13 protein-coding genes are annotated in these 13616 nt (G+C 66.9%); 7 read left to right on the top strand and 6 right to left on the bottom strand.

What is annotated here, in order from left to right; genetic code table 11:
• Positions 1-68: 68 nt before the first annotated feature.
• On the bottom strand, positions 69-887 hold the full coding sequence (gene ppgK, locus AC5RUP_RS10745; RefSeq protein ID WP_494153406.1) for a polyphosphate--glucose phosphotransferase: 819 nt from the start codon (positions 885-887) through the stop codon (positions 69-71).
• Positions 888-976: 89 nt separating this feature from the next.
• Positions 977-1855, bottom strand: coding sequence for a type I methionyl aminopeptidase (gene map, locus AC5RUP_RS10740; RefSeq protein ID WP_494153407.1), 879 nt, complete (start codon positions 1853-1855; stop codon positions 977-979).
• A 16-nt stretch (positions 1856-1871) separates the two neighbouring features.
• Between map and AC5RUP_RS10735 the strand changes: the two genes are divergently transcribed.
• Positions 1872-2111 carry an SPOR domain-containing protein gene (locus AC5RUP_RS10735; protein ID WP_494091496.1) on the top strand — a complete coding sequence of 80 codons (240 nt, stop codon included), beginning with the start codon at positions 1872-1874 and terminating at the stop codon, positions 2109-2111.
• Positions 2112-2214: 103 nt separating this feature from the next.
• Here AC5RUP_RS10735 and panB read toward each other — a convergent pair whose 3' ends face one another.
• Complete coding sequence (gene panB, locus AC5RUP_RS10730) at positions 2215-3087, bottom strand: 3-methyl-2-oxobutanoate hydroxymethyltransferase (RefSeq protein WP_494131333.1); 873 nt, start codon at positions 3085-3087, stop codon at positions 2215-2217.
• A 167-nt stretch (positions 3088-3254) separates the two neighbouring features.
• Between panB and AC5RUP_RS10725 the strand changes: the two genes are divergently transcribed.
• The 5 genes from AC5RUP_RS10725 to AC5RUP_RS10705 all read left to right on the top strand — a co-directional run bounded on the left by AC5RUP_RS10725 (position 3255) and on the right by AC5RUP_RS10705 (position 10410).
• The gene (locus AC5RUP_RS10725; RefSeq protein WP_494067624.1) at positions 3255-4595 is read left to right on the top strand and encodes a glutamine synthetase family protein; all 1341 of its coding nucleotides are present in this window, start codon (positions 3255-3257) and stop codon (positions 4593-4595) included.
• A gap of 9 nt (positions 4596-4604) precedes the next feature.
• Positions 4605-7622: a bifunctional [glutamine synthetase] adenylyltransferase/[glutamine synthetase]-adenylyl-L-tyrosine phosphorylase gene (locus AC5RUP_RS10720; RefSeq protein WP_494153408.1), complete on the top strand. Its 3018-nt coding sequence runs from the start codon at positions 4605-4607 to the stop codon at positions 7620-7622.
• Between the two features lie 117 nt (positions 7623-7739).
• On the top strand, positions 7740-9206 hold the full coding sequence (locus AC5RUP_RS10715; RefSeq protein ID WP_494153409.1) for an amino acid ABC transporter substrate-binding protein/permease: 1467 nt from the start codon (positions 7740-7742) through the stop codon (positions 9204-9206).
• A complete protein-coding gene (locus tag AC5RUP_RS10710; protein ID WP_493999485.1) occupies positions 9203-9931 on the top strand; it encodes an amino acid ABC transporter ATP-binding protein in 729 nt (242 codons plus the stop codon). The genes AC5RUP_RS10715 and AC5RUP_RS10710 overlap by 4 nt, the downstream gene beginning before the upstream one ends.
• Before the next feature lie 146 nt (positions 9932-10077).
• Positions 10078-10410, top strand: coding sequence for a cupin domain-containing protein (locus AC5RUP_RS10705; protein ID WP_494153410.1), 333 nt, complete (start codon positions 10078-10080; stop codon positions 10408-10410).
• A gap of 70 nt (positions 10411-10480) precedes the next feature.
• Here the strand turns inward: AC5RUP_RS10705 and AC5RUP_RS10700 are convergent, their stop codons facing one another.
• The 3 genes from AC5RUP_RS10700 to glnA all read right to left on the bottom strand — a co-directional run bounded on the left by AC5RUP_RS10700 (position 10481) and on the right by glnA (position 12874).
• Positions 10481-10678 (bottom strand): hypothetical protein, encoded by a 198-nt coding sequence (locus AC5RUP_RS10700; RefSeq protein ID WP_494158534.1) that lies wholly within the window; start codon positions 10676-10678, stop codon positions 10481-10483.
• A 218-nt stretch (positions 10679-10896) separates the two neighbouring features.
• The gene (locus tag AC5RUP_RS10695) at positions 10897-11145 is read right to left on the bottom strand and encodes a hypothetical protein (protein ID WP_494067629.1); all 249 of its coding nucleotides are present in this window, start codon (positions 11143-11145) and stop codon (positions 10897-10899) included.
• A gap of 304 nt (positions 11146-11449) precedes the next feature.
• Entirely contained in the window at positions 11450-12874 is a 1425-nt protein-coding gene (gene glnA / locus AC5RUP_RS10690) for a type I glutamate--ammonia ligase (protein WP_493967363.1), read from the bottom strand.
• A 233-nt stretch (positions 12875-13107) separates the two neighbouring features.
• Here glnA and AC5RUP_RS10685 point away from each other — a divergent pair, with 233 nt between their 5' ends.
• The gene (locus tag AC5RUP_RS10685; protein WP_494067630.1) at positions 13108-13545 is read left to right on the top strand and encodes an RDD family protein; all 438 of its coding nucleotides are present in this window, start codon (positions 13108-13110) and stop codon (positions 13543-13545) included.
• Positions 13546-13616: the final 71 nt, after the last annotated feature.

Genomic DNA, 13616 nt, shown 5'->3' with positions numbered 1-13616 from the left:
AAGACTCCGGTGGCGGCTGCGGAGGGGAAGCCGAGGCCGCCACCGGCACCAACCGTCCGGTTGCCGGCCTATTTGGCGAAGCCGAAGTGCAGGGCCGCCTGCAGGGCCGCCCCTACGATGCCGGCGTTGTTGCGCAGCTGGGCCGGGATGATCGGCGTGGCCAGCTGAAGCCGGGGCAGGAAGTCCTCGCTCCGTTTCGAGATGCCGCCGCCGATGATGAACAGTTCCGGCGAGAACAGGAACTCGACGTGCGAAAAGTACCGCTGCAGGCGCTGCGAGTACTCCGCCCAGTCCAGTCCGTCGCGTTCGCGGGCCACGGCGGAAGCCTTCGACTCGGCGTCGTGCCCGTCCAGCTCCAGGTGGCCCAGCTCGGCGTTCGGCACCAGCTTGCCGTCGAAGATGAACGCGGACCCGATGCCCGTGCCCAGGGTGATGACCAGCACGGTCCCTTTTACCCCCGAACCCGCCCCGTAGCGGACCTCCGCCAGGCCGGCCGCGTCTGCGTCGTTCATCACCTGCACGGGGCGGGACATCCGGTGCGTGAGCAGCGCGTCGACGTCGGTGCCGATCCAGCGCTCGTCCACGTTGGCCGCCGACCGTGCAATGCCGTGGCGGATGATGGCGGGGAACGTCACCCCCACCGGGCGGTCGGATTCGGGTCCTTCCGGGCGCGCGCTGAGTTCTTTGACGATGCGCGCGACGACGTCGGCCACGGCCTCCGGACTGGAGGGGCGGGGCGTGTCATAGCGGATGCGGTCGCCGACCAGGATGCCTTTTTTGAGGTCGACGATGCCGCCCTTGATGCCGGTTCCGCCGATATCGATGCCGATCGCCGACCGGGCCGCCCGCCTGGCTGCCTTCTTGACGACAGTGTCCTGGGTCGCCATGCCACCTCCGTGCGCGTTGAGCCCCGGCGCGCCTCGCCGGACTACCGGAAGCCTACCCGCTGTGTCCGGCGGTGTCAGGCTGCTAAAGGCTAGGGGAGGGTGAGGATTTCCGCTCCGGAGTCGGTGACCACCAGCGTGTGCTCGAACTGGGCGGTCCGCCTGCGGTCCTTCGTGACGACCGTCCAGTTGTCATCCCACATCTCCCACTCGATCGTGCCCAGGGTCAGCATGGGCTCGATGGTGAAAACCATGCCCGGCTCAATCGCCCGGCTGTAGGCCGGGGCGGCATCATAGTGCGGGATAATCAGGCCGGTGTGGAAGGCCTCGCCGACGCCGTGGCCGGTGAAATCGCGGACCACGCCGTAGCCGAAACGTTTGGCATAGGACTCGATGGTCCGGCCGATGACGTTGATCTCCCGCCCCGGGGCCACGGCCTTGATGCCGCGGCGCAGCGACTCCTGGGTGCGCTCGACCAGCAGGCGCGACTCTTCATCGACGTCACCGACCAAAAAGGTGTAGTTCGTGTCCCCGTGGACGCCGTCCAGGTACGCGGTGATATCGATGTTGATGATGTCCCCGTCCTGCAGCACGGTGGTATCCGGAATGCCGTGGCAGATCACTTCATTCACCGAGGAACAGATCGACTTGGGGAAGCCGCGATAGCCCAGGCAGGAGGGATACGCCCCGTGATCCAGCAGGAATTCATGCCCGATCCGGTCCAACTCGTCGGTGGTCACGCCCGGCTCGATGTGCTTGCCGACCTCCACGATGGCCTGTGCGGCGATCCGTCCGGCGACGCGGATTTTCTCGATGGTCTCCGGCGTCTTGACCTCCGAGCCGGTGAATTTGGCCGGCGCCGGCTTCCACGCGTACTCGGGCCGAACGATCGAAGGGGGAACGGGCAACGGGGGGCTGACTGTGCCTTGAACGAGGGTTCCGACGGGTGCTGTTGCTGCGTTGTGGGGCATAGTATCGATCATATAGGTGCTGCAGAGGTGCCCGACAGCGGAGGGGCAACAGCCTTCGAACGCTGCCGGGCGCCGTCAACGTAAGGAGGCCGGCATGGCGGATTTCTGGTACAACGTGGTCACCCATCAGGTGGAAGTGGGCGCCCAGTCCGACTGGACCCAGCTGATCGGCCCCTACGAGACCCGCGAAGAGGCCGAGCACGCATTGGAAAAGGTGCAGCGGCGCAACGAGGAGTGGGACGCGGAGGACGACTGATCCCGCCGGCGCCTGCCCCGAGGCGGGGTGCGCCGATCAAAGGGACGCGAAGCCTAGAGGCCGCGGGGCCTAGAGGCCGCCGGAGCCTGAAGGGACACGCCGCCTAGAAGGAGTGCTCCGGGCCGGGGAACGCGCCGTCCTGGACGTCCGAGCGGAAGGCGGCGGCGGCGTCGGAGATCACGGTGCGCACGTCCGCATACTGTTTGACGAACTTCGCCATCTTGCCGCCGCGCAGGCCGACCATGTCCTGCCAGACCAGGACCTGGCCGGTGGTCGACGGCCCGGCCCCGATCCCGATCGTGGGGACACGCAGGGCCTGGTCCACCTTGGCGGCCGCCTCGGCCGGGACCATCTCCATGAGCACCGCGAAGGCTCCGGCAGCTTCCAGGGCCAGGGCGTCGTCGATGAGCCGTTCGGCGTCGTCGCCGCGGCCCTGCACCCGGTAGCCGCCCAGCGCATGTTCGCTCTGCGGAGTGAAGCCGATATGCGCCAGTACCGGAACTCCGGCCTGCACCATGGCCCGGACGGTGTCCGCATAGTAGGCGCCGCCCTCCATTTTCACCGCGTGGACGCCGGTTTCCTTCAGGAAGCGCACGGCCGTTTCCACCGCCTGCGCCGGCGACACCTCGTAGCTGCCGAAGGGCAGGTCGGCAACGACGAAGGCGCTGCGGGCCGAGCGGGCGACCGCCCGGCAGAGCGGCAGCATCTCGTCCACGGTAATCGGCAGGGAGGTCTCGTTGCCCAGGACGTTGTTGGACGCCGAGTCCCCGATGAGCAGCACCTCGATGCCGGCGGCGTCGAAGATTTCCGCGGTGTACTGGTCGTACGCCGTCAGCATGGCGAAGCGCCGGCCCTCGTCCTTGGCCTGCTGCAGGTGGTGGATGCGGGTGCGGCGGGCCGGGCGGGAAGCCGATGCCGCCGCCGGCGTGCCGTAAGGAGCCGGCTGCTCGGCACCGGAAGTCTGTGAAGTGGGCATGTGGTAGAGCCTAATCCTCAGACGACTGCTGCTCCACTTGTGCGCGGCTGCGTTACCGGGGGCGCCAACTTCGGTTGTGCTGCCAGTAGGCTAAAGGGAAGCAGACCACCGCAGGCCTTGGCATGCAGTTTTGGATGCCGTGGCCCGGACACAGCGAAAGGCAGCACATGGACCGTCAGCAGGAATTCGTCCTCCGTACCATCGAGGAACGCGACGTGCGCTTTGTCCGGCTCTGGTTCACCGACATCGTCGGGTCGCTGAAATCGGTGGCGCTGGCCCCGGCCGAGGTCGAAGGCGCCTTCGAGGAGGGGCTCGGCTTCGACGGCTCCTCGATCGAAGGGCTGGCCCGGGTCTTCGAGTCCGACATGCTGGTCCAGCCGGATCCCACCACGTTCCAGATCCTGCCGTGGCGGGGTGAAGCGGAGCAAACGTCCCGGATGTTCTGCGACGTGCTCACCCCCGACGGCGAACCGTCCACCGCCGACCCCCGCAACGTCCTCAAGCGGACGCTGGGCAAGGCCGCGGAGATGGGCTTCACCTGCTACACGCACCCCGAAATCGAGTTCTACCTGCTCAAGTCCGACCAGCTGGGTCCGGACGGGGTCCCGGTGCCCGTGGACCACGCCGGGTATTTCGACCACGTGCCCGGCGGTGTTGCCCAGGACTTCCGCCGCACCGCGGTGACGATGCTGGAAAACGTGGGCATCTCGGTGGAGTTCAGCCACCACGAGGACGGGCCCGGCCAAAACGAGATCGACCTCCGGTACGCCGATGCCCTGCAGACCGCGGACAACATCATGACCTTCCGCACGGTGGTCAAGGAAGTGGCGTTGATGGAGGGCATCTACGCGACCTTCATGCCCAAGCCGTTCTCCGACCACCCGGGGTCCGGCATGCACACGCACTTTTCGTTGTTCGAGGGAGACTCGAACGCATTCTTCGAAGCCGGCGCCGAATTCCAGCTCTCCAAGACGGCGCGCCAGTTCATGGCCGGGATCCTGCGCCATGCACCCGAATTCACCGCCGTTACCAACCAGTTCGTCAACTCCTACAAGCGCCTGTGGGGCGGGGGAGAGGCCCCCAGTTATGTGTCTTGGGGCCACAACAACCGGTCGGCGCTGCTGCGGGTGCCGCTGTACAAGCCGAGCAAGGGCCAGTCCGCCCGGGTGGAATACCGGGGCATCGACTCGGCGGCCAATCCCTACCTGTCCTACGCGGTGCTCCTGGGCGCCGGGCTCAAGGGCATCGAGGAGGGCTACGAGTTGCCGCCGGCCGCCGAGGACGACGTGTGGAGCCTGAGCACCGCCGAGCGGCGGGCGATGGGCCTGGACCCGTTGCCGTCCAGCCTGCATGACGCCATCCGCAGCATGGAGGAGTCGGAGCTGGTCGCCGGGATCCTGGGCGAACAGGTGTACGAGATTTTCCTGCGCAACAAGCGGGCCGAGTGGCACGACTACCGGCTGCAGGTCACCCCGCACGAGCTGAAGCGCAACATCGGAATCCTCTAGGGCGGACACGTGCTGACGAATCGGCGCTTGATCGCCCGAGGATTCCACGATCTGGAGCGCAGCACCCGGTTCCTGCAGGCCAGTGAACTGTCCGGCATCAGCCAGGAGCGGCTGGAGGCCGGGTTCGCGGTCAGCGCCGACCCGGACCAGGCGCTGGTGTCACTGGTGCGACTGCTGGAGAAAAACCCGTCCCTGGCGGACGTCATCAACATGGGCGGCGACGGCAGCGAAGCCCTGTTCCGGCTGCTCGGGGCTTCCGAGGCACTGGCGGACTTCCTGCTCCGCCGGCCGGAGCATCTGGACGTCCTCGATACGGATATAGGACCGGAACCCGGCCGGGTGCCGGCCTCCCGGCTGCGCAGCTCGCTGCTGCGTTCCGTCGGGGCGGACCCCTTGTCGGGACAGCCGGTCGCCTCGTTTTCGGGCAAGGACGCCTACGTCGCGCTGCGGAGCGCGTACCGCCGGCACCTGTCCGAACTGGCGATCCGCGATCTCTCCGCAGCCTCCCCGGTCGACTTCCTGCCGGACGCCGCCCGGGAACTGGCGGACCTGGCCGCGGCCGCGCTGGACGCCGGGCTTGCGGTGGCCCGCGCCGAGACAGCGGAACGTTTCGGCGCCGGCGACGTCGCGGCGGTGCGGCTGGCCATCATCGGCATGGGCAAGTGCGGGGCCGGGGAGCTGAACTATATTTCCGACGTCGACGTGGTGTACGTCGTCGAGGCCGACGGGCTCGCGGACACCGAGGCCGGGGTGATCGGCGCGGCGCTGGCCAGCGGAACGGCGCGCGCCATCTCCTCACCCGGCCCGGAACCCGGGCTCTGGGAAGTCGACGCCAATCTGCGCCCGGAGGGCAAGGACGGGCCGCTGGTCCGGACGCTGGACTCGCACCTGACGTATTACCGGCGCTGGGCGCAGAGCTGGGAGTTCCAGGCGCTCCTGAAGGCCCGGGCCGTGGCCGGGGACGCCGAGCTGGGCCGTCGGTACGAGGAAGCGGTGTCGCCGCTGGTGTGGTCCTCGTCGGAACGGGAAGGGTTCGTCGAGTCGGTGCAGTCCATGCGGCGCCGGGTCACCGACAACATCCCGGCCCATGAGCGCGGTCGCCAGATCAAGCTGGGCCGCGGCGGGCTCCGCGACGTCGAATTCACGGTCCAGTTGCTGCAGCTGGTGCATGCCCGGGTCGACGAATCCATCCGCCAGCGCGACACGACGTCGGCCATCGCGGCGTTGAGCACGGCCGGCTACATCTCGCGCACCGACGCCCAGGAATTCGATGAGGCCTACCGGTACCTGCGCGTCCTGGAACACCGGATCCAGTTGGTGCACCTGCGCCGGACCCACTTGATGCCCGACGACGAGCAGGCGCAGCGCGTGCTGGCCAAAGCCGCGCAGGGCGCGCTGCTCGAGAGGCGACCGGCGCCGGCCGAGCTGCTGGAGAAGTGGCAGCAGACCAAGCGCAGGGTGCGGGCGCTGCACGAACGCATCTTCTACCGGCCGCTGCTGGCCGCGGCCTCCAACCTGAGCCTGGACGAGGTGCGGCTGACCCCGGAGGCCGCGCAGGGCCGGCTGGCCGCGCTGGGCTACCAGGATCCGCGCGGCGCGATGCGTCATATCGAGGCGCTCACCGGCGGGGTCAGCAGGAAGGCGTCGCTGCAGCGCCAGCTGCTTCCGGTCTTGCTGGAATGGATCGCTTCCGGTGTCGATCCGGACGCGGGCCTGCTGGGCTTCCGCCGGTTGAGCGAACGGCTGGGAGACTCTCATTGGTACCTGGGCATGCTGCGGGACTCAAGCTCGGCCGCCGAACGGCTGTGCCACATCCTTTCCAGCAGCCGTTTCATCACGGACCTGCTGGAGGTCTCGCCGGAGTCCACGGCCTGGCTGGGCACCGACAAGGACCTCGTCCCGCTCAGCTTCGACGCCCAGTGGCAGGAAATCCGGTCCAAGATGTCCCGCCATCCGGTGCCCGAGGAGGCCATCCGGCTGATCCGGCTGATCCGGCGCCGGGAAACGCTGCGCATCGCGCTCGCCGACTCCTCCGGGTTGCTGGAGCAGTCCCAGGTCGGCGCCGCGCTGGCGGACGCAGACCGCGCCGCCGTGCTCGGCGCGCTCCATGTGGCGGAAACCTCCGTGCTGGAGTCCGAGGAACGGCTGACGGCCCTGTTGGTGGTGGCCATGGGCCGGCAGGGCGGACGGGAAATCAGCTACGGCTCGGATGCCGACGTCATGTACGTGCACCGGCCCTTGCCGGGAGCCGACCCCGGCCTGGCCCAGCAGCAGGCGGAGCGCATCGTCACGCGGATCTCTTCCCTCCTGAAGCAGCCCTGCACACCTCCGGTGCTGGCTGAACGGGTGCTCGAAGTGGATGCCGCGCTGCGGCCGGAAGGCAAGAACGGGCCGATGGTGCGCTCGCTGGACTCCTACCGCGAGTATTACCAACGCTGGTCCCTGGTCTGGGAGGCGCAGGCCTTGCTGCGCGCCCGCCCGATGGCCGGCGACGACAACCTGGCGGACGAGTTCATCGCGCTCGTGGATCCGATCCGCTACCCGGAGGGGCTGGGAAACGATCAGGTGCGCGAGATCCGCCGGATCAAGGCGCGGGTGGAATCGGAGCGGCTCCCGCGCGGCGCCGATCCGGCCCGCCATCTGAAGCTCGGCCGCGGGGGACTCAGCGACGTGGAGTGGCTGGTCCAGCTGCTGCAGCTGGAGCACGCCCGGAAGCTCCCGGAGCTGCGTACCACCAACACACTCGAAGCGCTCTCCGCCATCGCAGCCGCCGGGCTGCTGCCGGGCGAGGACGCCGCCGCCCTCGGGCGAAGCTGGAGCCTCGCCACCCGGATCCGGTCGGCCAATGTGATCTGGGCGGGCAAGAACTTAGACGTGCTGCCGGCCTCGCGCCGGGACCTCGAAGCGGTGGCACGCTGGTGCGGTTACGAGCCCGGAAACGCTGCGGCGATCGAGGAAGACTACCTGCGCCTGACCCGCCGCGCCCGGGCCATCTTCGAGCGCTACTTCTACGGTTACGGCACCTAGCCTCCCCGACGCCAAGTGGTGCCGCCGGTCACCGGTCTGTACCCTCAATGAGGATCTTTTGCGCCTTGCACAGGCTGTACAGGCGTGCCCTGAGAACAAATCTAGGAGCTGTTTAGTTTGCACACCCTCCAACGCACCGGGCTGGGACGGCGCCTGCTGGCCCTGACCGGACTGCTGGCGGTGCTCTCGCTGGTCTTCGGCGGCAACGCGGCCGCGGCTGCGGCCCAGGCGCCGCAGAGCGCCAGCGGCAAGAGCTACGTCATCGGTACCGACACGACGTTCGCCCCCTTCGAGTTCCGCCAGGGCGGCGAACTGGTCGGCATCGACATGGACCTGCTGCGGGCGATCGCCGAGAACCAGGGTTTCGAGGTGGAAATCCGCTCGCTCGGGTTCGACGCCGCGCTGCAGGCGCTGCAGTCCAACCAGGTGGATGGAGTCATCGCCGGCATGTCCATCACGGACGAGCGGCGGCAGGTCTTCGACTTCTCCGACCAGTACTTCGACTCGGGCGTGCAGATGGCCGTGGCGCAGAGCAACAACGAGATCACCTCGTACGAGGACCTCGCGGGCGAGACAGTCGCGGTCAAGCGCGGCAGCGAGGGTGAAGCCTTCGCCGACTCCATCGCCGAAGAGTACGGTTTCACGGTCAAGCCCCTAGACCAGTCGGCCACCATGTACGACGACGTCAAGGCCGGCAACTCCGTGGCAGTCTTCGACGACTACCCGGTCCTCGCCTATGGCATCGCCCAGAACAACGGGCTGAAGGCCGTCACGGAGAAGGAACGCGGAAGTTCCTACGGCTTCGCGGTCAACAAGGACCGGAATCCCGAACTGATCGCGGCCTTCAACGCCGGCCTGGCCGAGCTCAAGGCCAGCGGCGAATACCAGCAGATCCTGGACAAGTACCTCGCCTCGCCGGAGACCGCCGGGAAGAGCAGCTTCTGGCAACTGCTGACCGACAGCCTGCCCGCCCTGATGAAGGGCCTGGGGCTCACGCTGTTCGCCACGGCGATCTCCATCCTCATCGCCCTGGTCCTGGGCGTTGCCTTTGGATTCCTGAAGGTATCCCGCCGGATCGTGCTGCGCGGGATCGCGACCACCTACGTGGGCATCTTCCGCGGGACACCCCTGCTGGTCCAGGCGTTCTTCTTCTACTTCGGCCTGCCGCAGTTGACCGGGGCGCCGATCGACGTCCTCACCGCCGGCGTGCTGACGCTGAGCCTGAACGCCGGCGCCTACATGACCGAGATCGTCCGCGGCGGCATCCAGTCCGTGGATCCCGGCCAGATGGAAGCCAGCCGCAGCCTGGGCCTGGGCTACGTCAAGTCCATGCAGAAGGTCGTGATCCCGCAGGCGGTCAAGATCATGACCCCCAGCTTCATCAACCAGTTCGTCATCACGCTCAAAGACAGCTCCCTGCTGGCGGTCATCGGTTTCGCCGAACTGACCTATCAGGGCCAGCAGATCTACGCCTCCAACTTCCGCACCGGCGAAACCCTGCTGATCGTGGCGGCGCTGTACTTCGTGGTGATCACCGCGCTGATCAAGCTTTCCAACATCCTGGATAAGAGGTTCAACAAGTGAGCAAGATTCACGTCGCCGGACTCAGAAAAAGCTTTGGCAGCAACGAGGTCCTCAAGGGCCTCGACGTCGAGGTGGCCGAAGGCGAAGTCGTCTGCGTGATCGGGCCGTCCGGCTCCGGCAAGTCGACCTTCCTGCGCTGCCTGAACAAGCTGGAGGACATCAGCGGGGGAACCGTTGTGGTCGACGGTTTCGACCTGACCGACCCGAAGGTCGACCTGGACAAGGTGCGCCAGCACATCGGCATGGTCTTCCAACACTTCAACCTGTTCCCGCACAAGTCCGTGTTGGAGAACATCATGCTGGCCCCGGTGGAGCTCAAGAAGCTCGGCAAGGCCGAAGCACGCAGCAAGGCCCTCGAGCTGCTGGAGAGGGTGGGGCTGTCCGAGAAGGCCGACGCCCGCCCGGCCCAGCTCTCCGGCGGACAGAAGCAGCGCGTGGCCATCGCGCGGGCACTGGCCATGAACCCGGACATCATGCTCTTCGACGAGGCCACCAGCGCCCTGGACCCGGAAATGGTGGGGGAGGTGCTGCAGGTCATCAAGGATCTGGCGGCCGAAGGCATGACCATGGTGGTGGTCACCCACGAGATGGGCTTCGCCCGCGAAGTCTCCGACCGCGTGATCTTCATGGCCGACGGCAACATCGTGGAAGAAGGCAGCCCGGAGGCACTCTTCGGCGCTCCGCAGCAGGCACGTACCCAGGACTTCCTGGCCAAGGTCCTCTGAGGTCCTCTGAGGTCCTCTGACCGGCCGACGGCGGTGCCCTCCGATGCTCGGGGGTGCGCCGCCGTCGGGCCCCGCCCTGTTGGTGTGGCCGGGAACAGGGCGCCGGGTTAGGCTGAGGCCGGAACCCAACCGAAGGAGCGCCGGACATGACCGACATCGATGTGCTTGGACGCGAACACCTGGCCGTGGCAGTCGGAGCCCCGCATGGACGCAGTGCCGCCTTGGTGGCCCAGGACGGTCCGCTGCGCCAGACGGTGTTGGCCTTGAAGGCAGGGGCGGAGCTGGGGGAGCACAACGCCCCGCTGGCCGGCACGCTGCTGGTTTTGGAAGGGGCGGTCACCGTGGTGTCCGCGTCCGGCCGCATGGCCGTCAATCAGAACCAGCTCGCCGTGATCCCGCAGGAGCGGCACTCGGTGGAGGCGTCCGAGGACTCGGTGTTCCTGCTGACGGCGGTCACCGAGACGCGCCGGGACAACTGATCGGCGCCGCCGAGACCCACCGGGGCGGTTGAGCGGCGCCCCGGGCCTTACCCGCATAGCGCTTCGCGCGTTACCTACGCAGCGCGCTGCGGATGATCGCCACCACTCCCGCGAACAGCAGCGCGGTGGCAGTCAGCACCAGCGAATAGGCGACTCCGACGCGCAGGATGACCAGAAACACCAGGAAGGTGACGGCAGCGCCGATGAGCGCGGCCCTGACCGGTCGCGGCGTGCGGCTCTGAGGTGCGGGCCCCCCGCTTTCGCCCATAGGCTTCATTTTGCCACGCCTCGAAGTCGCAGCCGAGGCCCTCTCCCGCAGCCGCTCACCGGTGCGGCCCGATCGGATGACGGGTGCACGCGCCGGGGCACTCGGGTGAAAGAGCCGGAGCACTCCGCGGTCGACACAGTAAAGGTGTCGCTACTACCGGCATCCTTGGGCAGTGCATGGATACCGGCAACCAGTCCGTACCGCCATTCCATCGAGCGTCAAAGTTCAGGGTGTTTGGGATCCTTTCCCCTTTCTCGCCAGTATTCGTCTCGCTGGCGGAGAACAAAACGTGTCAGCAGAGCGATGGAAATTATCGTCAGCGCCGTCTGGAGGCCAACTATCAGCCAGTGCCAAGGTTCAACGAAGGACAGCACCAAGTTCAGCCAGGAAACGATGAGCGCGCTGAATAAGACCACCAGCATGAGCCTCTGCTGTTTCCGGTTCCACTCCTGTATGCCCTGACTCATGCCCTGAGACTATTGATGCCATAAGAGCTTGTCACGAGCTAGGCAGGAAATCCCATCGGGCTGTTCTTCTCGCTGGGCGCCTGATTCGCCGCACCGGTGGTCTCGGGCCAGCAGCCGGCTTAGCCGGTCTTCGCATAGCAGCAACCGTCGCCGTATACCTACGAGGCCAGGTTCAGGGTTGCAGAGCGACGGTAGAAGACCTGCCTTTCCGGACAAAAAGAGTCCGCACGTGCCGCCATCACCGAAGTGTTGGCAGCTCGTGCGGACTCCCTGCGGCCTAGCCGCGATCCTGCAAGCTTAGCGGTCAGCAGCCGTAGTAGAGCTCGAATTCGTACGGGTTTGGGCGGGCGGCCAGCGGCGCGATTTCTTCTTCGCGCTTGTAGGCGATCCAGGTGTCGATCAGGTCCTGGGTGAAGACACCGCCGGCCTGCAGGAACTCGTTGTCCGCCTCCAGTGCCTCGAGCGCTTCCTCCAGCGAACCAGGAGCCTTCTGGATGTCCTTGGCTTCCTCGGCGGGCAGCTCGTACAGGTCCTTGTCGATCGGGTCGGCAGGTTCGATCCGGTTCTTGATGCCGTCCAGGCCTGCCATCAGCTGCGCGGCGAAGGCCAGGTAGGGGTTCGAGCTGGGGTCCGGAGCGCGGAACTCGATGCGCTTGGCCTTCGGATTGGAGCCGGTGATCGGGATGCGGATGCCGGCCGACCGGTTGCCCTGCGAGTAGACCATGTTCACCGGGGCCTCGAAGCCCTTCACCAGCCGGCGGTAGGAGTTCACCGTCGGGTTGGTGAACGCCAGCACGGCGGAAGCGTGCTTGAGCAGGCCGCCGATGTACCAGCGGGCGGTGTCGGAGAGGCCGGCGTAGCCCTTCTCGTCGTAGAACAGCGGCTGCCCGCCGGTCCAGAGCGACTGGTGGCAGTGCATGCCGGAGCCGTTGTCGCCGAACACCGGCTTGGGCATGAACGTGGCGGACTTGCCCCAGGCGTCGGCGACGTTCTTGACGATGTACTTGAACTTCAGCAGATCGTCGGCCGCGTGCGTCAGCGTGCTGAACTTGTAGTTGATCTCGGCCTGGCCGGCGGCGCCGACCTCGTGGTGGGAGCGCTCGACCTCGAGGCCGACGGCGTCCAGCTCCACGCAGATCGCGTCGCGCAGGTCCGCCTGCTTGTCGGTGGGGGCCACCGGGAAGTAGCCGCCCTTAACCGGGGTCTTGTACCCCTGGTTCCCGCCTTCCTCCCGCTTTCCGGAGTTCCAGTACGCCTCGACCGAGTCCACCCGGTAGAAGGAATGCTCGGGGCTGGACTGGTAACGGACGTCGTCGAAAATAAAGAATTCGGCTTCCGGGGCGAAGAACGCGGTGTCGGCGATTCCGGTGGAGGCCAGGTACGCCTCGGCGCGCTCGGCCACGCCGCGGGGGTCGCGGTGGTAGGGATCGCCTGTGCGCGGGTTCACGATGGAGAAGTTGAGCGCCAAGGTCTTCTCGACGCGGAACGGATCGATGAAGGCGGTGGAAACATCCGGGATCAGCTGCATGTCGGACTCGGCGATGCCTTGGAAGCCGCGGATCGAGGAGCCGTCGAAGAGTTGGCCGTTCACGAAGAAGTCCGCGTCAACGGTCTTGGCCGGCACGTTGAAGTGCTGCTGGACGCCGGGCAGATCGGTGAAACGGATATCGACGAACTTAACGTCTTCGTCGGCGATGTACTTGAGGACCTCGTCCGCATTCTTGAACATCGGGTCATGCTCCTTACGCATTCTGGGGGAACCTGCCTCCGCTGTACGGGGCCGGCAACAGTTACAACATTAGGAGCAGGGAATTTCCCGACAGTGTCGCAATTGTTTCGGGCAGGTTACGAAATCGACGTGCACTGCAAGTTTACCGTCAGTGGCCTTCACGCTTTACCGGCGGGAACTCGGGCCCGCACCCCGGGGAACCCCGCGGCAGGCAGGACCGGTAAACTTGAGGGGTGGTAAGCAGACGCGATCTTGGTTCCTGGCTCGAAGGCCCCCCGCAGTCCAACATCCAGAAATGGCCCGGGCAGCGGCTCGGGCTCCCGCAATCCGGGTCCGGCTCGATTGCGCGTCCGGGGCGACGGATCGTGGCGCTGCTCATTGACTGGCTCCTGTGCTACGCGATCGCGAACGCCTTCCTGGGCGGCAGCCAGCTGGCCATCCTGGCGGTGTTCGCCGTCGAGCAGTTGCTGCTGGTAGGGACGCTCGGCTACAGTTTCGGCCACCGCCTGCTCGGCATCCACGTGCGCAAACTCGACGGTTCCGCACCCGGGTTGCTGGCCGCCGTCGTGCGCACCGTCCTCCTGTGCCTGGTGATTCCGGCGGTTATTTTCGACGCCGACCAGCGAGGCTTCCACGATCGCGCCATGGGCACCGTCCTGGTGCGCCGCTGAGGCAGCGTTCCTTGATCGTGCCGTGAGCACCACCATCCTGGTGCGCCGCCGAGGCAGCGCCTCACGGCCCG

The organism is Arthrobacter sp. Y3223151, from assembly GCF_059091125.1.
This window is presented reverse-complemented; position numbering and strand designations above follow the sequence as displayed.